Below are 19,921 nucleotides of genomic sequence, written 5' to 3'. Positions count from 1 at the left end.
GACTACGTAGTCAAAGTTTTACGGCGAGGAGCGCACATGGCGGCCACCGGACCAGGACGTCCGCGGCGGGGCCCCGGCATGACCGAGGTCGCGCGGGCCGCCGGTGTCTCGCAGAAGACCGTGTCGCGGGTCGTCAACGGCGAACCGCACGTCAGCCCGGAGGTACGCGACCGTGTGCTCCGGGCCGTACAGGAGCTGGGGTACCGCCCGAACAACGCGGCGCGCGCCCTGCTGCTCGGCCGCTACCGGCGGATCGGCGTCGTCTCGCTCGGCAGCGCGCTCTACGGCCCCTCCACCCTGCTCCTCGCCCTGGAACGAGCCATGCACCGGGCGGGCTACTCCTTCACCCTGGCCGGAACCCTGGAGGGACAGCCGGTCCAGGTCGCCGTGGAGGCACTGCTGGAACAGGGTGTGGACGGGATCGTCCTGTCCGAGCCCATCGACGACGGCGCCCCGCTCCGGCTCAGCGCGGACGTGCCGGTGGTCAGCCTCGGCGAAGGCGTCGAGGTCGGCCAGGGAAAGAGTGCCGTCGTCGGCGCCGACGGACTCGTGGCCGCCCGGACAGCCACCGAACACCTGCTGTCCCTGGGCCACCGCACGGTCTGGCACATCCCGGGACCGCACGACTGGTGGGCCGCGCGTGACCGCGTGCGCGGCTGGCGGGAGGCCCTCGCCGCCGCCGGTGCCCCCGAGCCCCCGCTGCCCGTCGAGGGCGACTGGAGCCCGGCCTCCGGGTACACGGCCGGACGTCGGTTGGCGGGGCTCTCCGACGTCACCGCCGTGTTCGCCGCCAACGACGACATGGCGATCGGGGCGCTGCGGGCGTTCGCCGAGGCGGGCCTGTCCGTCCCCGGCGACGTCAGCGTCGTCGGCTTCGACGACATCCCCGCGGCCGCCTATCTCTCCCCGCCCCTGACCACCGTCCGCCAGGACTTCACCGCGGTCGCCGACCGGGCCGTCGACGTGCTCATCGCCATGATCGAAGGCGACCCGGCACCTGCCGAACGCACCGACATACCCGTCGAGTTGACCGTACGGGCCTCCAGCGGCCCGGTACGCGAACCCGCACCACCCCTGCGCTGAACCGTCGGCGAGACGGCCCGCTGCCGTTGTTCGTGATCTCTGCGGCCCTTGCCGTCTGGCCAACCGTATTGGAGAAGGATGTTCGAGCTTCCGCCCCGCGTTCTGTTCGGCGCCGCCTACTACCACGAGTACCAGCCGTACGAACGCCTGAAGGACGACCTCGACCTGATGGCCGAGGCCCGCTTCACGGTGATCCGGGTCGGCGAGTCCGTGTGGTCCACCTGGGAACCGGAGAACGGCCGCTTCGACCTCGACTGGCTCCAGCCCGTCCTGGACGGCGCTCACGAGCGGGGCATCTCGGTGATCCTCGGAACACCGACGTACGCCGTACCGCCGTGGCTGGCCCGCCAGTACCCGGAGATCGCGGGGGAGTCACGCACGGGTGAGCGCATCGGCTGGGGTGCCCGGCAGGAGGTCGACTTCACCCACCCGGCGTTCCGCTTCCACGCCGAACGGATCATCCGGAAGATCGTCGCCCGGTACGCCGACCACCCCGCCGTGATCGGCTACCAGGTCGACAACGAACCTGGCCCCCATCTCCTGCACAACCACGGCGTGTTCCAGCGCTTCACCGACGAACTCCGCGCGCAGTACGGCGACGTGGAGACCCTCAACCGCGAATGGGGCCTGGTCTACTGGTCGCACCGGCTCTCCACCTGGGCCGACCTGTGGACCCCCGACGGCAACGCCCAGCCCCAGTACGACCTGGCCTGGCGGCGCTTCCAGGCCCGGCTCGTCACCGAGTTCATCGCCTGGCAGGCGGACATCGTCCGCGAGTACGCCCGCCCCGGCCAGTTCGTCACCACCTGCATCTCCTACGACCGCCTCGGCGTCGAGGACGACAAGCTCACCGAACGGCTCGACGTCACCGCGGGCAACCCGTACTACACGATGCAGGACGCCCTCGAACTGCCCGACCGGGGCGGCGACGGACAGGACTGGACGACCAACGGCACCTGGGCGCTGTACCGCAGCGCCGACCGCATGTACTCCTCCCGCCAGGAACCGTTCCTGGTCACGGAGACCAACGCCCAGGCCATCAGCTACCCGTGGAACAACCGCCCCGCCTACGACGGCCAATGGCGTCAGGCCGCCTGGGCGTTGATCTCCCGCGGTGCCTCGATGATCGAGTACTGGCACTGGCACACCCTGCACTTCGGCACCGAGACCTACTGGGGCGGCATCCTCCCGCACAACGGCCGCCCCGGCCGCGTGTACCGGGAACTCGCCTCGCTGGGAGCGGAGTTGGAGAAGGCGGGCGACCTCGCGGCGGCCCTCACCCCGGACGCCGACGTCGCCTTCGTGTACGACGGCCCCAGCAAATGGGCGCTCCAGGCGCAGCCGCCACTCGCCCTGGCGGACGGGGGCGCGAACGGGCGGTCGTACGAGACGGTCTTCGACGCCTTCTACCGGGGCGCCTTCGACGCGGGGCTCCAGACCCGCATCCTCCACCCCGGGCAGCTCTCGACGGCCGCACTGCCCGACGTCCTTGTCGCCCCCGCCTTCTACGCCGCCGACGACGAGACCCTCGACCGCCTCAAGGCCTACGCCGAGGCGGGCGGGCACCTGATCGTCGGTCCCCGCACCGGGTACGGCGACACCGAGGCGAGGGCCCGCACCGAAGCGCAGCCCGGAAGGCTGGCGGAGGCGGCCGGGGTGACGTACGACGAGTTCAGCAACCTGGGCGCCCCACTGCCGGTCACCGGCACGGATAGTCTCACCCTGCCGTCCGAAGCGTGCGCCCTGCACTGGGCCGACGGTCTCCAGCCGCAGGGGGCCGAGGAGTTGGCGGCCTACGACCACCCCCACTTCGGGCGCTGGCCGGCGGCCACGACACATCGTCATGGCGCGGGCCGCATCACCTACGTGGGTACGGTTCCCGACCCGGCTTTCGCCCGGGCCGTGTTCGAGTGGGCCGCCCCGGCCTCCTGGCGTCCGGCCCTTCCGAGCGTCACCGCGACCTCGGCCACCGCCCGCGACGGCCGCCGGGTCCGCTTCCTGCACAACTGGTCGTGGGAGGCGGTCTCGGTCGCCGTGCCGATGTCCCTACGGGACGCTCTGACGGACGAGGTGTACTCGGAGGCCGTGCCCCTGGGGCCCTGGGACGTGAAGATCCTCACGGAGGACGAGACGAAGGAGGAGCTCCGCTAGCTTCGCTCGGCCAGGCTCTGCGTGCCCAGCACCGAGATCAGCCGCAGCTTCTCGGCGGCCTCGGTGCCCGGCTCGGCCGAGTACACGAGGATGTGCAGGTCGTTCTCCTCCACCCGGAGCAGGTCGCAGTCGAGCGTGAGCGCGCCGGCCTGCGGATGCTCGATCGCCTTGCGCGAGCCGGCGAGACGGCCCACCACTCCCGCGTCCCACAGTTCGGCGAACCGCTCACTCCTGGTGCGCAACCCAGTCACGAGAGCATGGAGTTGGCGGTCGGCGGGATAGCGGGCGGCGGCCGCGCGCAGTTCGGCGACCATGCCCGCCTCGAAGTCACGCCGTTCCTCCGGCGTGTGCCGCACCCTGGTCGGCATGCCCGTGAAGTTGCGCCACACCGCGTTGCGTTCGAAGCCGTTCAGGACCGACGGATCGCCCATCAGAGCCGCGTACATCGGGTTGGCCAGCAGCAGCGTCATGGCCGCGTCGGAGACCGCGACGGCGGTGTCGACCAGCCGGTCCAGCAGCCGCTGCACGCTGGGCGTGATGAACCCGGGCACGACATCCGGCCCCGGTGGCACCAGTTCCGCGAGGCCGAAGAGGTACGTCCGCTCGTCCCCCGAGAGCCGCAGCGCCCGGGCCAACGCCTCGACGACCTGCACGGACGGGCTGGCCGCCCGCCCCTGTTCGAGACGCGTCACATAGTCGACCGAGATGCCGGCCAGCAGGGCCAGCTCCTCGCGCCGCAGTCCGGCAGCCCGCCGATGGCCGCCGGAGGGCAGCCCGGCCGCGTCCGGGGGAACCCGGTCGCGCCAGCGCCGCAGCGCCCGTCCCAGTTCTGTCACCGCCATGCTCCCCAGTGAACACCGTCGGCCGCGGATGTGCCTGGTACCGCCGGTCCCAGGAAGAAGGGTCTTCTGGCTGACCGCGCTTCGGCGCAGCAAGCTGGACGGCATGACGACAACACTCATCACCGGAGCGAACAAGGGTCTCGGCTTCGAGACCGCCCGCCAACTGATCGCCGCAGGCCACACCGTCTATGTCGGCGCCCGTGACGCCGAGCGCGGCCGCCGCGCCGCCGACGAGCTCGGCGCGCGGTTCGTCCAGCTCGACGTCACCGACGACGCCTCCGTCGAGGCCGCGGCCAAGACCCTGGACGCCGCGGGCGGCCTCGACGTCCTGATCAACAACGCCGGCATCGAGACCCGCACCGAGGACAACAGCGTGCCGGTCGCGGCGACCGTGACCGCCGACCACATGCGCAGCACCTTCGAGACGAACGTCTTCGGTGTCGTCCGCGTCCTGCACGCCTTCCTGCCGCTGCTCCAGCGCTCGGCCGCGCCCGTCGTGGTCAACGTCAGCAGCGGCCTGGGCTCGCTGTCCCATCTCTCCGACCCGGACCACCCCGCGCACTTCTACCCGGGCATCGCCTACCCGACGTCCAAGACCGCGGTCAACATGCTCACCGTGCAGTACGCGAAGGCGTTCCCGGCCATGCGGATCAACTCCGTGGAGCCCGGATTCACCAAGACCGACCTGAACGGCAACACGGGCACACAGACCGTGGCGGAGGGCGCCGAGATTATCGTCCGCATGGCCCAGGTCGGCCCGGACGGCCCGACCGGAGGCTACTTCGACGCCGAGGGCCCGCTGCCCTGGTGACCCGCGGGCGACCCCGACACCCCTCCAACGGGCTCAGCCCTTGCGGGTGTTGATCTCCTCGGTGAGGGCGGGGACGACGTCGAAGAGGTCGCCGACGACGCCGTAGTCGACGAGGTCGAAGATCGGGGCCTCGGCGTCCTTGTTGACCGCCACGATGGTCTTGGAGGTCTGCATGCCGGCGCGGTGCTGGATCGCGCCGGAGATGCCGTTGGCGATGTACAGCTGCGGCGAGACGCTCTTGCCGGTCTGGCCGACCTGGTTGGTGTGCGGGTACCAGCCCGCGTCCACCGCGGCCCGGGAGGCGCCGACGGCCGCGCCGAGGGAGTCGGCCAGGGCCTCGATGATCGCGAAGTTCTCGGAGCCGTTGACGCCGCGGCCGCCGGAGACCACGATCGCGGCCTCGGTCAGCTCCGGACGCCCGGTCGACTCACGCGGGGTACGGCCGGTCACCTTGGTGCCGGTGGCCTGCGCGGAGAACGTCACCGACAGCTCCGATACCGCGGGGTTGGCCGGGGCGGCCTCCACGGCGGCGGAGTTGGGCTTGACGGTGATGACCGGGGTGCCCTTGGCGACGCGGGACTTGGTGGTGAAGGACGCGGCGAACACCGACTGGGTGGCCACCGGGCCCGCCTCGCCGGCTTCCAGGTCGACGGCGTCGGTGATGATGCCGGAGCCGATCCGCAGCGCCAGGCGGGCGGCGATCTCCTTGCCCTCGGCGGAGGACGGCACCAGCACGGCGGCCGGGGACACTTCGGCGACGGCGGCCTGCAGCGCGTCGACCTTGGGGACGACCAGGTAGTCGGCGTACTCGGAGGCGTCGTGGGCCAGCACGCGGGTCGCGCCGTGCTCGCCCAGGACGGCGGCGGTGTCGGCGGCACCGGCACCCAGCGCGACGGCGACCGGCTCGCCGATACGGCGGGCCAGGGTCAGCAGCTCCAGGGTGGGCTTGCGGACGGCACCGTCCACGTGATCGACATAGACGAGAACTTCAGCCATGGGAATGCAACTCCTGTTGACTCAGATGAACTTCTGGCTTGCGAGGAACTCGGCGAGCTGCTTGCCGCCCTCGCCCTCGTCCTTGACGATCGTGCCCGCGGTACGGGCCGGGCGCTCCGTGGCGGAGTCGACCGTGGTGTAGGAGCCCTCCAGGCCGACCTGCTCGGCCTCCAGGTCCAGGTCGGACAGGTCCCAGGCCTGCACCGGCTTCTTCTTCGCCGCCATGATGCCCTTGAAGGAGGGGTAACGCGCCTCGCCCGACTGGTCGGTCACCGACACCACCGCCGGCAGCGAGGCCTCCAGCTGCTCGGTGGCGGAGTCGCCGTCGCGGCGGCCCTTGACCGTGCCGCCCTCGACCGTCACCTCGGACAGCAGGGTCACCTGCGGCACACCCAGACGCTCGGCCAGCAGCGCCGGAACCACGCCCATGGTGCCGTCGGTGGAGGCCATACCGGAGATCACCAGGTCGTAACCGGCCTTCTCGATCGCCTTGGCCAGCACCAGCGAGGTGCCGAGGGCGTCGGTGCCGTGCAGGTCGTCGTCCTCGACGTGGACGGCCTTGTCGGCACCCATCGACAGGGCCTTGCGCAGCGCGTCCTTGGCGTCCTCGGGGCCCACGGTGACCACCGTGACTTCGGCATCGTCCGCTGCTTCGGCGATCTGCAGCGCCTGCTCGACCGCGTACTCGTCGAGCTCGGAGAGCAGACCGTCCACGTCGTCCCGGTCGACGGTCAGGTCATCGGCGAAGTGCCGGTCGCCGGTGGCGTCGGGCACGTACTTCACAGTGACAACGATCCTCAAGCTCAAGGTCTTCTCCTGATTCTTTCGGGTGGGGAACATCAGCGTCCGCTGCGCCGCAGCCGTACGCGATACGAGTAGTGCTCGGGCAGGAAGTGACTGACGGCCAGCTCCACGAGCCGTCCGGCCGCCGACTGGTAGACCCGGTCGATGCGCAGCAGCGCACGGCCCGGTTCGCACCCGAGGTGTCCGGAGATCCCGGCGTCGGCCGCCGCGACCGTGATGCTCTGCTCGGCCTCGGCGATGGGCTCGGGCAGCCGTTCGTCGAGCAGTCCGATGACCGTGGTGGCACCGGCGGTGCCGGGCCCGGCCAGTTCCGGGACCGACTCCAGAAGGCGGCCGACCTCCGGCGGCAGAAACACTGAGGTGTGGCAGAACGCGGTGTCCTCGTGCAGCCGTAGGAAAGCGACCTTGTGCACCCGGTCGCTGTGCAGACCCAGCCGTCCCGCCGCGTCGACGTCGACCCGTCGGTGCAGGGGCGTGACGACCTGCATGCGGGTGTCGATGGACAGGCCCATCAGGTCGTCCACCGAACCGAACTGACGCAGGTACTGCTCCTCACGGGGGGTGGCGAAAGTGCCCCGGCCCGGCACCCGGTGCACCAGCCCCTCGGCGACGAGGTCCTGGAATGCCCGCCGTACGGTCTGGCGGCTGATCCCGAACCGGTCGGCCAGCTCGGCCTCGGTCGGCAGCCGCACCCCCTCCGGGAAGTCCTGGCGCAGGATCGCCGCCCGCAACTCCCGTGCCAGCCGCAGGTAGATGCTGTCGCGCTGGTTCTGCTCAGCCATCCAGACCACCCCGCGCCACCAACTGAGCCGCGATCACGTTGCGTTGGATCTCATTGGTCCCCTCGCCGACGATCATCAGCGGCGCGTCCCGGAAGTACCGCTCGACGTCGAACTCGGTGGAGTACCCGTAACCGCCATGAATCCGTACGGCGTTGAGAGCGAGCTCCATCGCCGTCTCGGACGCGAACAGCTTGGCCATGCCGGCCTCCATGTCGACCCGGCGTCCGGCATCGGCCTCCCGGGCCGCGTACAGCACGAGTTGGCGGGCGGCCGTCAGCTTGGTCGCCATGTCGGCGAGGTAGGTGCCGATCGCCTGGTGACGCCAGATCGGCTTGCCGAAGCTCTCGCGCTCCTGGGCGTAGCGCAGCGAGTCCTCCAGCGCGGCCCGCCCCACGCCCAGGGCACGGGCGGCGACTTGGAGCCGTCCGGTCTCCAGCCCCTTCATCATCTGGGCGAAACCGCGTCCCTCCACGCCGCCCAACAGGGCGTCGACGGGCGCCCGGTAGCCCTCGAAGCTCAACTCGCAGCTCTCCACGCCCTTGTAGCCGAGCTTGGGCAGGTCTCGGGAGACGACAAGGCCGGGACCGTGTTCGGCGAGCAGCACGGAGATGCCCGTGTGGCGCGGTTCGGCGGTCGGATCCGTCTTGCAGAGGAGGGCGATCAGCCCGGAGCGGCGGGAGTTGGTGATCCAGGTCTTCGCCCCGTCGACGACGTACTCGTCGCCCTCGCGGCGGGCGACAGTGGTGATCGACTGGAGATCGCTGCCGCCGCCCGGCTCGGTCAGCGCCATGGTGGCGCGGAGCTCTCCGGTGGCCATCCTCGGCAGACAGCGGCTCTTCTGCTCCTCGGTCCCGAAGTGGAGGAGCAGCTTGGCGACGACGGTGTGGCCGCCCATCGCCCCGGCCAGACTCATCCAGCCGCGCGCGAGTTCCTCGGTGACCAGGACGAAGCAGGGCGTGGAGACGGGGTTGCCGCCGTACTCCTCGGGGATGGCCAGGCCGTAGACGCCGAGTTCCTTCATCCTCTCGATGAGGTGCTCGGGGTAGGTGTCGCTGTGCTCCAGTTCCCGGACGACGGGCCGGACGTCTCTGTCGACGAACTCGCGCACGGTCCGTACGACGAGACGCTCGTCGTCGGAGAGGATGTCCAGGACGCTCATCGCTCGTGTCTCCTCCGGTCCGAGGGCTCAGACGACCGCGTCGGCGCGCAGCGCCGCGATGTCGTCGCCGGTACGGCCGAGCTCCGTGAGGATCGCCTCGGTGTGCTCGCCCACGGCCGGGACCGGGTCCATGCGGGCGGGCAGTCCCGCGAGGTCGGCCGGGGGCAGCAGCGCCTCCACCGTGGCCCCGCCGGGAACGGCGACCTCGTGCCAGCGGCCGCGGGCGGCCAGCACCGGGTGGTCGAGGAACGCGGCGACGTCATTCACCCCGGCGCAGGCGATGCCGATGTCCTCCAGGTCCTTCAAGACCTTCCCGGCGTCGGAGCGTGCGATCCGCTCGGCGACCACGGCGTTGAGTTCCTCGCGGTGGGCGACCCGGGCGGAGCCGGTGGCGAAGCGCGGATCCCCGGCCAGCTCGGGCCGTCGTAGGAAATGTGTACAGAGGGCGAGCCACTCGCGTTCGTTCTGGATGGAGAAGAGCACGTCCTTGCCGTCGGCGGCGGTGAAGGCGCCGTACGGGGCGATGGTGGCGTGCTGGGTGCCCAGACGCGGCGGCTGGCTTCCGCCGTAACGCGTGTAATTGGCCGGCTGGCCCATCCACTCGGCCAGTGCCTCGAACAGCGACACCTCCACCGGGTGGGCCCTGCCGGTGGTGGCCCGGGTGTACAGGGCGGTGAGGACGCCGCTGTAGGCGTACATCCCGGCTGCGATGTCGGCGACCGAGATCCCGACCCGTGCGGTCTCCTCGGCGGTCCCGGTCAGCGACACCAGGCCCGTCTGGCACTGTACGAGCAGGTCGTACGACTTGCGGTCCGCCCACGGCCCGTCGGTGCCGTATCCGGAGATCGTGCACGGGATCAGCCGCGGCCAACGCTCGGCGAGAACGTCCACGCCCAGGCCCAGCCGGTCGGCCGCGCCCGGAGCCAGGTTCTGTACGAACACGTCGGCGCCGTCGAGGAGTTGGTGCAGGATCTCAAGACCGCGCGGGTCCTTGAGGTCGAGCGTGAGCGACTCCTTGGACCGGTTGAGCCACACGAAGTAGCTGGAGTGGCCGTGCACGGTCGTGTCGTAGCGGCGGGCGAAGTCACCCTCGCCCGGCCGCTCCACCTTGATCACCCTGGCGCCGAGGTCGGCCAGCTGCCGGGTGGCGTAGGGCGCGGCCACGGCCTGCTCCAGGCTGACCACCGTGACCCCGGACAGGGGAAGCTGCGGCACGCTCATGGGGCCTTTTGTACGGCCAAATCCAGGAGGGTGTCAACGGCTGCCACAGCCCCACGACCTGTGCTCTTCGCCACCTCAGGCCTGTCGGCGAGATCACCCACGGCCACTTTGTACGGCCCTTCGGCCGAGCATGGCTCAGCTCTGGCGGCCCGGATGGCACAGGACCATGACCGCGCGGGCGACGAGCTCACCCGCCCCGCCGAGCTCCTGTCGGTAGCGGTCCGTGATCTCCCGTACGGCCTCCACGAAGCCGGGGTCGACGGCGCGGGCCCGGGTCGGGGCGGGGAGCTCCTGAGCCATCTCGCGGCGGCGCGCGAGCAGCGCGATGATCTCCTCGTCGAGACGCTCCATCCGAGTGAGTGAGATGTCCTCGCCCGGGGCGGTGGCCTGGTTCGTCGTCACGCTCAATCTCCGTCCGTCTGCGCGAAACGCGGCGCTTTCCATCACCGCTGGTCCCTCAAGACCCTGCCCGTGGCGGTCAGCGCCAATTCCTCCCGGAACTCGACGGTCCTCGCACCTTCAACCCGGTGCACCCGGTAGGTGGCCTTGGCGCCACTGAGCCTGTCGCGTGCAGCGCCATCCGCAGTACGGACAGCGCAGCGCCGCCCACGCCGGGCCGTTGCTCCGCAAGGACGTCCGGGTGTCGACGGACGCGGCCGCGGCGCGGATGTCTCGCCGGGCACCGTCGCGATGGCCGCGGGCGAGGCGGTCACCGTGTGAACGGCGTCCGGGTCAGGCCGGCACGCCGTGGGCTTCGAGGGCTCGTACGAGAGGGGCGAGTTCGGGGTTCGTGGCCGCCTGGTCGAGGGCTTCGCGGAGGGCCTTCTCGTTGGTGGGGCGGGCTTGTTCGAGGAGGGTGCGGCCCGCGTCGGTGACGTCGGTGTAGATGCCGCGGCGGTCGGTGGGGCAGAGGTAGCGGGAGAGCAGGCCGCGGTCCTCGAGGCGGGTGACCAGGCGGGTCGTGGCGCTCTGGCTGAGAACGACGGCGTCGGCGACCTGCTTCATCTGCAGATGTCCGCCCTCGCCGTCGTGCTGGCGGCCCAGGACGTCGAGCAGGGAGTACTCGCGCACGCTGAGGTCGTGTCCGGCCTGCAGGGCGCGCTCGATGTGGGCCTCGATCCGTCCGTGCAGCAGGGAGAGCGCGCACCAGCCCTGGGCGAGGGCGGTCAGTGCGGGGTCTGTGGCGGTCATGGGGCCTGCTTCCTCCGTCCCGATACGGATCCGTCCCGATACGGATACGCCCAGGATATTGCATCGCTGAAACTTCCTGCGTCTGCTTCTATAGTGCGCGCGCAACTATCAGAACCGCATCCGCAGAGAGCGACTCCGATGACGACCCGGCCCTCCACCACGACCCTCTGGCGCCCGACCGGCCCCAAGGAGCTGGACCTGGTCCGGGAGCTCGACTGGCGTGCCTGGCCGCCGAGGCTGCCCGAGCAGCCGATCTTCTACCCGGTCCTCGACGAGGACTACGCGATCAGGATCGCCAGGGACTGGAACGTCAAGCACGACGGCGCCGGCTTCGTGACCCGCTTCGAGGTCGAGTCGGACTTCCTGACCCGCTATCCCGTCCAGCAGGCGGGTGGCCGCACGATCCTCGAACTGTGGGTCCCGGCCGAGGAGCTCGACGAGTTCAACGCGCACATCGTCGGCGTGATCGAGGTCGTGCACGAGTTCCGCTGACCCTGAGCTCCCGCTACGACCGTGCCAAGTGCCTCATGGTCAGGGCCAGTTGCAGCCGCAGTCGCCCCTGAGGTGTGCGCAAGGGCCAGCCCAGCAGATGCTCCGCGTGGGACAGCCGGTCCTGGAGGGTGGAGTGGTGGACGTTGATCTCGGCGGCAGCCGCACGCAGGCTCGCCGTCGAGACCACGGCGTGCAGCGTGCCGAGCAGCCAGGGCGTGGCCGCCCCCGCCGCCTCCAGCGCCTGGACGTCGGGCGGCGGCTCGGCGCCCGGCGCGACGAGGTCGGCCAGGAGCGCGACGCCGCCCAGTTCTCCGGCGTACACGATCTTCGGTCCGGGATCCTGAGCCGTGCCCTCCGCGGTGAACCGCAGCGCGGTGCGGGCCTCCGCCCAGGACCGCGGCAGATCGAGCACGGGCACGGCGGGCCCCACCCCGACCCGCCCCGCGGGCAGTTCGGCGTCCGCCCGCCCGGCCACGACCCGGGGCCGCCCGCCGAACGGGGCCAGCGCACGCGCGGACGCCGTGGGCTCCAGCCCGAGCCCACGCGCCGCGTGCAACCGGGCGGCCTCGGGTGCCGTGGCATCCAGCACGGTCTCGACCAGCGCCGGATCATCGACGGGCGCGCGTCCCCGCGTACGGTCCAGCACGAGCCGTACGGCCCCCGCGGCGCGCTCCAGAATCACCGCGTCGACCACACTGGGCGCCGCCTCCGCGCGCTCCAGCCACAGCGCGGCGGCCCCACCGGGCGCGAGCGCGGTCGTGGGCCACCCGGGATCCGGCGGCACCCCGGAGTCCCGGCGCGTCCCGTCGGCCTCGACCCGCACCTGCACCCGCCGCTCGGCATCGACCAGCCGGGCGGGCACTCCGGCCAGTACGGCGGCCCCCCGCACCAGCGCCTCCAGCCCCGCGCGGGCCTCGGACAGCCGATCGAAGTAGGCGATGACCCGGACGGCGGCACCGGCATCCGGATCCAGCGCGGTGAGGCGCCCGGCCAGCTCTTTCATACGCCCATGGTGCGCCATGGTGGACGCGAAGCGCCCCCACGAGGCGCGGGACTGTGACATGTGCGGCTCCACCATGTGGGGATGCCTGGCTCCACCCGTGGGGACATGTGTGGCTCCGCCCCGTTGGGACATGTGTGGCTCCGCCACGTGGCCGCGCGACCAGCCGCGACGGAGCCGCAGTAGCCCGACATCCGCACGCGAGGCTTCCGTCCGCGCCTCCGACCACACGACCCCTAACTGCCCAGCAACCTCCGCAGCCACCCCACATGCGCCGCCCGCGCCGCCTGGGACAACGCCGCCTGCGGAGCGAACCCGTCGAACCCGTGGAAGCCTCCCGGCCACACATGCAGCTCCGCCACCCCGCCCGCCTGCCAGATCCGCGAGGCGTACGCGACGACCTCGTCCCGGAACGTCTCCGCCGACCCCACGTCGAGGAAGGCCGGCGGCAGTCCCGACAGGTCCTCGGCCCGGGCAGGCGCCGCGTACGCCGGAACGTCGGGGCCGCCCCGCAGTTCACCCAGCAACGCCGTCCAGCCCGTCTCGTTGGCCGTCCGGTCCCACACCCCCAGGCCCGCCATCTGATACGTCGAGTGGCTGTCATTGCGGTCGTCCAGCATCGGGCACATCAGCAGCTGTCCCATCGGCCGCGGCCCCTCGCGGTCCCGGGTGAGCAGCGCCAGCGCCGCCGACAGCCCGCCACCCGCGCTCGCACCGGCGATCACGATCCGCTCGGGGTCGCCGCCCAGCTCCTTGGCGTGCTCGGAGGTCCACACGAGCCCGGCGTAGACGTCCTCGACCGGTGCCGGATGCGGATGTTCGGGCGCCAGCCGGTACTCCACCGACACCACCACCGCGTCCAGTTCCTTCGCCCAGGCCAGCGGACCGTCCACCCCGACCCGGTTGTTGCCGAGGATCATGCCGCCGCCGTGGACGTGGTAGATCACCGGACGCCCGGTGCCCGCGGACGCCGGACCGGTGGGGCGGCAGATCAGCAGCGAGATCTCGGGGGCGCCCGCGGGTCCCGGCACCGACCGGTCCTCCACCTCGAAGAACCCGTCCAGCGTCAGGTCCAGGTCGGCCAGCATCTCGATGCCCGGTCCCTGGCGCACGACGTCGATCTCGTCCACGGTGAGACCGGGCGAGATCACGTCCTTGATCAGATCCAGGGCGGCACTGAGCTCGGGGTCGAACGGGGGCGGCACATAGGTCATGGCTTCTCCTCACGCGGGGCGCGGCGGCTCGTGGCGTCATGATCAGGGCAACGGCGTCCGTCCTGGATGCCGCCGTACGGCGGAACCTGCCCGCCGTACGGCGGGTGGTGAGCGGCGGGATTCCGCCATGCAGCGTGTGACCTGCGATTCCTTGCCATCGCGTGACCTGTTGTTCACCTTTTGCAGGTGGAAGGGATCACCGGTGGTGGCAACGCTGTCGATGCCCCCCCACGCATCAGGAGAACCAGTGAACGTCTCTCTCACCGTCTGGCTGCTGACCATCGTCGCCCTGTGCGTCCTGGTCGGCGCCGATTTCTTCATCGGCCGCAAACCCCACGACGTGTCGGTCAAGGAGGCCGGCATCTGGACCGTCGTCTGGGTCGTGCTGGCCTGTCTCTTCGGACTCGGGCTGCTCCTCTTCGGCGGTGGGAAACCCACGGGCGAGTTCTTCGCCGGATACATCACCGAGAAGTCCCTGAGCGTCGACAACCTCTTCGTGTTCGTCCTGATCATGGGAAAGTTCGCGGTGCCCTCGCAGTACCAGCAGCGGGTGCTGATGGTCGGCGTCGTGATGGCGCTCGTGCTGCGCGCCGGGTTCATCGCGGCCGGAGCGGCGATCATCACCGCGTTCTCCTGGGTGTTCTACCTCTTCGGCGCCTTCCTGATCTGGACCGCCTGGAAGCTCGTCCAGGACGCCCGCAAGGACGGACACGACGAGGAGTACGAGGAGAACAAGCTGCTGAAGATGGTGGAGAAGCGTTTCGGCGTGGCCGACCGCTACCACGGCACCAAGCTGTGGATCGAGGAGAACGGCAAGCGGGTCATGACCCCGATGCTGGTCGTGATGCTCGCCATCGGATCCACCGACGTGCTGTTCGCCCTGGACTCCATCCCCGCCATCTACGGGCTCACCCAGGACCCGTACATCGTCTTCACCGCGAACGCGTTCGCCCTGATGGGCCTGCGCCAGCTGTACTTCCTCATCGGCGGCCTGCTGAAGAAGCTGGTCCACCTCAGCTACGGCCTCTCGATCATCCTCGGCTTCATCGGCGTCAAACTCGTCCTGCACGCCCTCCACGAGTCCGGCGTCCACGTCCCCGAGATCAGCATCCCCTTCTCCCTCGGTTTCATCGTCCTCGTCCTGACGATCACCACACTGACGAGCCTGCGGGCTGCGAAGAAGCAGGGGGAGACGGAGGCGGAACGGGTGGCGTGAGAGGCGCAGCGGCCGGAGCACGTCCGCGCACATCGCCCCCTTGACTTCGAGAGCACTTCAAGTTCTAGCGTCGGGCAGGTCGGCCAAAGTCCCGTGAACGGAGACGGACATGCGCGTGGGCGTGCACATCAACCGGTTCAACCACCCCGCGGGCGCACCCGCTCTCGGTGCCGAGCTCGCCGCCGCGGGTGCCGCTGCGGAGGCGGCCGGCGTGAGCTGGCTGTCGGTGATGGACCACTACTTCCAGATGGAGTTCAACGGCGGCGCCGAGGACCCCATGCTGGAGGCCTACACGACCCTGAGCTTCCTCGCGGCGCACACCGAGACGGTCCAGCTCGGCGCGCTCGTGACCGGAGTGACGTACCGCCACCCCGGACTGCTCGCCAAGATCGCGACCACGCTCGACGTGCTCTCCGGCGGCCGGGCCACCCTCGGCATCGGAGCCGCCTGGTACGACCGGGAGCACGAAGGGCTCGGCGTGCCGTTCCCGCCTCTCGCGGAGCGCTTCGAACGGCTGGAGGAGACCCTGCGGATCTGTCTGCAGATGTGGGACCCGGCGGCGAACGGCCCCTTCGAGGGCACCCACTACCGGCTCGCCGAGACCCTGTGCGTGCCGGCTCCGGTCAGCCGCCCGCACCCCGAGATCATGATCGGCGGCAGCGGCGAGAAGAAGACCCTCCGCCTGGTCGCCCGCCACGGCGACGCGTGCAACCTCTTCGCCACCTCGCCGGAGGAGGTCACGCACAAGCTCGACGTGCTGCGCGGCCACTGCGACACCGAGGGGCGGGACTACGACGAGATCCGCAAGACCGTCGCCTACACGGGCGACCCGGCCACCGAGGGTGACCTGGAGGCCTTCACCCGGGACATCACCGGCTACGGCAAGCTCGGCATCGACACCGTCATCCTCGCCCCGCGCATCGGCGCCCCCGCGGAGTGGATCGAACGCTTCGTCGCACCGGCCGTGGAGCGGCTCGCGGAACTGGACTAGCGGCCTGTCCGGCGGATCTGCCGACTTCAGGAAACGGTGTCTGATCAGTGCAGGTGAGCGGGGCATGAGGTCCCTCCCCGCTCGAGCGAGGCCGGCCGCACGAGACCCCGCGATGCCGGCATGGCCGCCGGACCGGCCCTAACCCGCCCGCGCCGCGGAGGGCCGGCTGCGGGAGACGACGCGGGTTCCGCAGCCGTCGGTCACGCGGACCTGCAGCGAACCGCACGCGCAGCGGGTCCACACCGTCCCGCCCGTCGCCGTGCCGTGCCGGGACACCACCTGGAAGGGCTCGGCGCCGTCCGGCCAGCCGCAGTGCGGGCAGACGGCGCGGATAGTGCTGGTCATGGTGACTCCTCGTACCTCGTGGCTGTTTACGGCCGTCGCGACACAGCCCAGAGTGCAGCGGAGTCTTCGTTCACGTCCAGGTTGACTTCCTGGACCCGACCTTGAAGCGTGGGCTTCATGATTGACCTGCGCCGGCTCCACGTCCTGAGGGCGGTCGCCCACTACGGCACGGTCACCGCGGCCGCCCGCGCCCTGCACTTCACCCCGTCGGCCGCCTCCCAGCAGATCCGCCAACTCGCCCGCGACCTGGGCGTCGACCTCCTCGAGCCCCAGGGCCGCGGGATCCGTCTCACCCCGGCCGCCGAGAGCCTGCTCGCGCACGCCGACGCCATCCAGGCCCGCTGGGACCGGGCCGAACTCGATCTGCGCGCCGACCACAGCGAGCCCGCCGGACCGCTCAGGGTGAGCGGTTTCCCGGTGGCCGTGTCCGTGCTGCTGGCCCCGATGGCGGTCCGGCTGCGCGAGCGGCATCCCCGGCTGACCGTAGGCATCCAGGAGTCGGGCGTGACGGAGAGCTTCGACCTGCTCTTCGAGGGGGAGATCGACCTGGCGGTCGTGGAGGCGACCCCGTACAACCCGCCCATGAGTGACGTGCGCTACGACCAACAGCCCTTGCTGGACGACCCGTTCGACCTGGTCGTCCCCGCGGGTCACCCCCTCGCCGGACGCGAGCGCGCCGACCTCGCGGACGCGGCGCACGAGGACTGGATCGCCCCGGTCCCCGACAGTCCCTGCCGCCCCCATGTGCTCTCGGCCTGCGGCGCGGCCGGCTTCACCCCGAGCGTGGCCCACCACGCCCTGGACTGGAACGTCACGGCGCACCTGGTGGCCCACCGCCTGGGTGTCGCCCTGATCCCCCGCCTGGCCCACCTGACCCCCCACCTGCCGATCGCAAGGGTGCGCTGCGAAGGCAACCCCCATCGCAAGCTCCTCACCTGCACCCGCGGCGGAGCGCACGAACGCCCGGCGATCGCGGCGGCGCTGGGAGTTCTCAGGGAACTGGCTCCCACGGCAGTGGGGTGAGGAGGCGCGCCCCGCAGGGGCGCGGGGCTGTGTCGACATGCGGCTCCGCCGCGTGGGCGCGACCAGCCCCCACGGACCCGCAGACAAACGAAACGGGGCCGGAGTACAAGACCCCGACCCCCGTTCAGCGCCGCAGGTCAGGCCGCGGCGACCTCGCCCGTGTTGCTGTGCAGCTGCGCGACGACCTCGGCCAGCTGCGCGGCGACCTCGGCGTCGTCGGCCGGGTGCGTCTCGGCGAAGCGCACCAGCGAACCCGGGATGGACAGCTTGACGTCCTCGAGCACCTTGCCGCCGGCGATGCCCACGGACTTGCGGGTCTCGTCCTGCGCCCACACGCCGCCGAACTGACCGTACGCGGTACCGACCACGGCGACCGGCTTGCCGCCGAAGGCGCCGGCGCCGAAGGGACGCGACAGCCAGTCGATGGCGTTCTTCAGCACGGCCGGGATGGTGCCGTTGTACTCGGGGGAGAAGAACAGGAACGCGTCGGAGGCCTGCGCGGCCTCACGCAGCTTGGCGGCGGCCGCGGGGACGCTGCCCTCCACGTCGATGTCCTCGTTGTAGAAGGGGATCTCGCCGAGGCCCTCGAAGAGCACGACCTCCGCGCCCTCGGGGGCGTGCTTGACGGCCGCCTCGGCGAGCTGGCGGTTGGTCGAACCGGCGCGAAGGCTTCCGACGAGCGCGAGAATGCGAACAGACATGCGAACTCCAAGGGAGGGTGAAACATTGCCGTAATGATGCGGACCGAGGTCCGCTTAAAGTTGTACCCCCTTAACCGGACCTCGGTCCAGTTTTCTTCCCGCTGCTTTACGCTTATTTCATGTCCGCCGTCCTGCCACCCCTGCCGCCGCTGCCGACTCCCCCGGATCACAGTGGGGAACCCGAGCTGCTCCAGCTCGGTCTCCCCGAGGACGAGCCGTGCCTGCGCGCCGACGCCGCGCGCAACCGGGCCCGGCTCCTGGAGGCGGCCACCCGCCTGGTCGCGGAGCACGGGGCCGCGGGGGTCACGATGGAGGCGGTGGCCGCGGCCGCGTCGGTCGGCAAGGGCACCGTCTTCCGCCGGTTCGGCGACCGCACCGGCCTGCTGACGGCCCTGCTCGACCACTCCGAGCGCAACTTCCAGGCGGCCTTCCTCAGCGGCCCCGCCCCGCTCGGCCCCGGCGCACCACCCGCCGACCGGCTGCGCGCCTTCGGCCACGCCCTCCTGCGCCGGTCCGGCGACGAGATGGACCTGATGCTGGCCGCCGAGCCGAGCCCGGAGCGCCGCTTCACCCCCGCGCCCCGCCGGGTGCACCACAGCCATGTGACCCTGCTGCTGCGCCAGGCACGCCCGGAAGCGGACTGCGAACTGCTCGCCCAGGCCCTGATGGGCTACCTCGATCCCGCCACCATTCATCACCTCACTCGGAGGTGCCAAATGCCGCTGGAGCGACTGGAGAAGGGCTGGGACGACCTCGTCGACCGGCTCACCTGCACCGATCCGCCACGGTGAGTTCGGGCCGCGACCCGGTCCGGTACACCGTCACAGCTTCTGCAAAGATGACGACCGTCATGGTGCAGATACCGAAAACGCCCGCGCCCGTTTCCCCGGCGACGCGCTCGGTTCCCACGAGCGCCGATGTGGCCCGCCTGGCCGGCGTCTCCCGAGCGACCGTCTCCTACGTCCTCAACAACACCAGCGCCGTCCGGATCAGCGAGCCCACGCGCCGCCGCGTCCACGAGGCCGCGAAGGAACTGGGGTACGTGCCGCACGCGGCCGCCCGCAGCCTGCGCGCCGGCCACAGCCGGATGGTCCTGATGCCCGCCCCGTCCATCCCGGTCGGCCCGCTCTACAGCCAGTTCATCAGTGAACTCCAGTGGGCCCTGGGCCGGTTGGACTACACCGTCGTGCAGTACGGCAGCGTCGGCCTGCAGGGTGACGAGGCCGCCCGCGCCTGGGCCGAGCTGCGCCCGGTGGCGGTCCTGGTGCCCGGCGCGGGACTCGGCCCGCAGGGCGTGGCCCTGCTCCGGCGCTCCGGTGCCCGGGCCGTGGTCACCCTGGGTCCCGAGGCGGTCGAGGGGGCCCACGCCCTGCTCATGGACCACGCGGGCGTCGGCCACAGTGCCGCCACCCACCTGTACGCCCGCGGCCGGCGCCGCATCGGCGTGGTGGTGCCCGAGGAGGCCGGCCTGGAGGCCTTCTCGCTGCCCCGCCTGGCGGGTGTGCGCAGGGCCCTGCACGGCACCGACGCCACGCTGACCGAGCTGCCCCTCGCCTACGAGGAGCAGGCCGCGGCCAAGCTCGCCGTCCGCTGGCGGGACCTCGGCCTCGACTCCGTGTTTGCGTACAACGACGAGTACGCGATGCTGTTAATGCGGGCCCTCCAGGACGAGGGCATCCGCATCCCGGAGGACACCGCGGTGATCGGCGCCGACGATCTGCTCCTCGGCCGGCTGCTGCGGCCCAGGCTGAGCACGGTCCACCTCGAGCTGCCGTCCGGCCGCGACCTCGCCGAACTGGTCGACCGCGCGGTGCGCGAACCGGGCGCCGCGACCGAGACGCACACGGTGCTGGGTGCCACGGTGGTGCACCGCGACTCCAGCTGACGCAGGGAGGCCTG

21 protein-coding genes are annotated in these 19,921 nt (G+C 71.2%); 9 read left to right on the top strand and 12 right to left on the bottom strand.

Annotation, left to right across the window (positions count from 1 at the left end; all coding sequences use genetic code 11):
• The first annotated feature begins 36 nt into the window (after positions 1-36).
• Both M2157_RS07185 and M2157_RS07180 read left to right on the top strand, forming a co-directional pair.
• Complete coding sequence (locus M2157_RS07185; protein WP_280864786.1) at positions 37-1,083, top strand: LacI family DNA-binding transcriptional regulator; 1,047 nt, start codon at positions 37-39, stop codon at positions 1,081-1,083.
• A gap of 78 nt (positions 1,084-1,161) precedes the next feature.
• Positions 1,162-3,234 carry a beta-galactosidase gene (locus tag M2157_RS07180; protein ID WP_280860956.1) on the top strand — a complete coding sequence of 691 codons (2,073 nt, stop codon included), beginning with the start codon at positions 1,162-1,164 and terminating at the stop codon, positions 3,232-3,234.
• Here the strand turns inward: M2157_RS07180 and M2157_RS07175 are convergent.
• Positions 3,231-4,076 carry a helix-turn-helix transcriptional regulator gene (locus M2157_RS07175; RefSeq protein WP_280864784.1) on the bottom strand — a complete coding sequence of 282 codons (846 nt, stop codon included), beginning with the start codon at positions 4,074-4,076 and terminating at the stop codon, positions 3,231-3,233. The two genes, M2157_RS07180 and M2157_RS07175, sit on opposite strands and share 4 nt — an antisense overlap.
• A gap of 103 nt (positions 4,077-4,179) precedes the next feature.
• Here M2157_RS07175 and M2157_RS07170 point away from each other — a divergent pair, with 103 nt between their 5' ends.
• Positions 4,180-4,887 carry an SDR family oxidoreductase gene (locus M2157_RS07170; protein ID WP_280864783.1) on the top strand — a complete coding sequence of 236 codons (708 nt, stop codon included), beginning with the start codon at positions 4,180-4,182 and terminating at the stop codon, positions 4,885-4,887.
• Positions 4,888-4,920: 33 nt separating this feature from the next.
• Here the strand turns inward: M2157_RS07170 and M2157_RS07165 are convergent, their stop codons facing one another.
• The 7 genes from M2157_RS07165 to M2157_RS07135 all read right to left on the bottom strand — a co-directional run bounded on the left by M2157_RS07165 (position 4,921) and on the right by M2157_RS07135 (position 11,040).
• The gene (locus tag M2157_RS07165; protein ID WP_280864782.1) at positions 4,921-5,883 is read right to left on the bottom strand and encodes an electron transfer flavoprotein subunit alpha/FixB family protein; all 963 of its coding nucleotides are present in this window, start codon (positions 5,881-5,883) and stop codon (positions 4,921-4,923) included.
• A 21-nt stretch (positions 5,884-5,904) separates the two neighbouring features.
• Positions 5,905-6,690: an electron transfer flavoprotein subunit beta/FixA family protein gene (locus M2157_RS07160; protein WP_280864781.1), complete on the bottom strand. Its 786-nt coding sequence runs from the start codon at positions 6,688-6,690 to the stop codon at positions 5,905-5,907.
• 32 nt (positions 6,691-6,722) lie between these two features.
• A complete protein-coding gene (locus M2157_RS07155) occupies positions 6,723-7,469 on the bottom strand; it encodes a GntR family transcriptional regulator (protein WP_280864780.1) in 747 nt (248 codons plus the stop codon).
• Positions 7,462-8,628, bottom strand: a complete 1,167-nt coding sequence (locus M2157_RS07150) for an acyl-CoA dehydrogenase family protein (protein WP_280864779.1) — start codon at positions 8,626-8,628, stop codon at positions 7,462-7,464. The genes M2157_RS07155 and M2157_RS07150 overlap by 8 nt, the downstream gene beginning before the upstream one ends.
• 27 nt (positions 8,629-8,655) lie before the next feature.
• Positions 8,656-9,849, bottom strand: coding sequence for a CaiB/BaiF CoA-transferase family protein (locus M2157_RS07145; protein ID WP_280864778.1), 1,194 nt, complete (start codon positions 9,847-9,849; stop codon positions 8,656-8,658).
• Between the two features lie 135 nt (positions 9,850-9,984).
• Positions 9,985-10,251, bottom strand: a complete 267-nt coding sequence (locus tag M2157_RS07140) for a hypothetical protein (protein WP_280860947.1) — start codon at positions 10,249-10,251, stop codon at positions 9,985-9,987.
• Positions 10,252-10,581: 330 nt separating this feature from the next.
• Positions 10,582-11,040, bottom strand: a complete 459-nt coding sequence (locus tag M2157_RS07135; protein ID WP_266511678.1) for a MarR family transcriptional regulator — start codon at positions 11,038-11,040, stop codon at positions 10,582-10,584.
• A gap of 138 nt (positions 11,041-11,178) precedes the next feature.
• On the opposite strand from M2157_RS07135, the gene M2157_RS07130 reads away from it, so the two are divergent.
• The gene (locus M2157_RS07130) at positions 11,179-11,532 is read left to right on the top strand and encodes a hypothetical protein (protein WP_280864777.1); all 354 of its coding nucleotides are present in this window, start codon (positions 11,179-11,181) and stop codon (positions 11,530-11,532) included.
• A 13-nt stretch (positions 11,533-11,545) separates the two neighbouring features.
• On the opposite strand, the gene M2157_RS07125 is transcribed toward M2157_RS07130, so the two are convergent.
• On the bottom strand, positions 11,546-12,535 hold the full coding sequence (locus tag M2157_RS07125; RefSeq protein WP_280864776.1) for a helix-turn-helix domain-containing protein: 990 nt from the start codon (positions 12,533-12,535) through the stop codon (positions 11,546-11,548).
• 233 nt (positions 12,536-12,768) lie between these two features.
• On the bottom strand, positions 12,769-13,746 hold the full coding sequence (locus tag M2157_RS07120; protein WP_280860943.1) for an alpha/beta hydrolase: 978 nt from the start codon (positions 13,744-13,746) through the stop codon (positions 12,769-12,771).
• Between the two features lie 247 nt (positions 13,747-13,993).
• Between M2157_RS07120 and M2157_RS07115 the strand changes: the two genes are divergently transcribed.
• Both M2157_RS07115 and M2157_RS07110 read left to right on the top strand, forming a co-directional pair.
• The gene (locus M2157_RS07115) at positions 13,994-14,962 is read left to right on the top strand and encodes a TerC family protein (protein WP_280864775.1); all 969 of its coding nucleotides are present in this window, start codon (positions 13,994-13,996) and stop codon (positions 14,960-14,962) included.
• A 109-nt stretch (positions 14,963-15,071) separates the two neighbouring features.
• Complete coding sequence (locus tag M2157_RS07110) at positions 15,072-15,953, top strand: LLM class F420-dependent oxidoreductase (RefSeq protein ID WP_280864774.1); 882 nt, start codon at positions 15,072-15,074, stop codon at positions 15,951-15,953.
• Between the two features lie 138 nt (positions 15,954-16,091).
• Here the strand turns inward: M2157_RS07110 and M2157_RS07105 are convergent, their stop codons facing one another.
• Positions 16,092-16,298 (bottom strand): hypothetical protein, encoded by a 207-nt coding sequence (locus M2157_RS07105; protein WP_057618090.1) that lies wholly within the window; start codon positions 16,296-16,298, stop codon positions 16,092-16,094.
• A gap of 117 nt (positions 16,299-16,415) precedes the next feature.
• On the opposite strand from M2157_RS07105, the gene M2157_RS07100 reads away from it, so the two are divergent.
• Positions 16,416-17,321 (top strand): LysR family transcriptional regulator, encoded by a 906-nt coding sequence (locus M2157_RS07100; protein WP_280864773.1) that lies wholly within the window; start codon positions 16,416-16,418, stop codon positions 17,319-17,321.
• A 137-nt stretch (positions 17,322-17,458) separates the two neighbouring features.
• Here the strand turns inward: M2157_RS07100 and M2157_RS07095 are convergent, their stop codons facing one another.
• Entirely contained in the window at positions 17,459-18,022 is a 564-nt protein-coding gene (locus tag M2157_RS07095) for an NADPH-dependent FMN reductase (RefSeq protein WP_266511696.1), read from the bottom strand.
• Positions 18,023-18,141: 119 nt separating this feature from the next.
• Here M2157_RS07095 and M2157_RS07090 point away from each other — a divergent pair, with 119 nt between their 5' ends.
• Together M2157_RS07090 and M2157_RS07085 are read left to right on the top strand one after the other, a co-directional pair.
• Positions 18,142-18,813: a helix-turn-helix domain-containing protein gene (locus tag M2157_RS07090; protein WP_280864772.1), complete on the top strand. Its 672-nt coding sequence runs from the start codon at positions 18,142-18,144 to the stop codon at positions 18,811-18,813.
• Positions 18,814-18,872: 59 nt separating this feature from the next.
• Positions 18,873-19,907, top strand: coding sequence for a LacI family DNA-binding transcriptional regulator (locus M2157_RS07085; protein ID WP_280864771.1), 1,035 nt, complete (start codon positions 18,873-18,875; stop codon positions 19,905-19,907).
• Positions 19,908-19,921 lie beyond the last annotated feature (14 nt).

The organism is Streptomyces sp. SAI-127 (genome assembly GCF_029894425.1).
GTDB lineage: Bacteria > Actinomycetota > Actinomycetes > Streptomycetales > Streptomycetaceae > Streptomyces.
The sequence above is the reverse complement of the archived record's forward strand: the minus strand, read 5'-3'. Positions and strand labels throughout refer to the sequence as shown.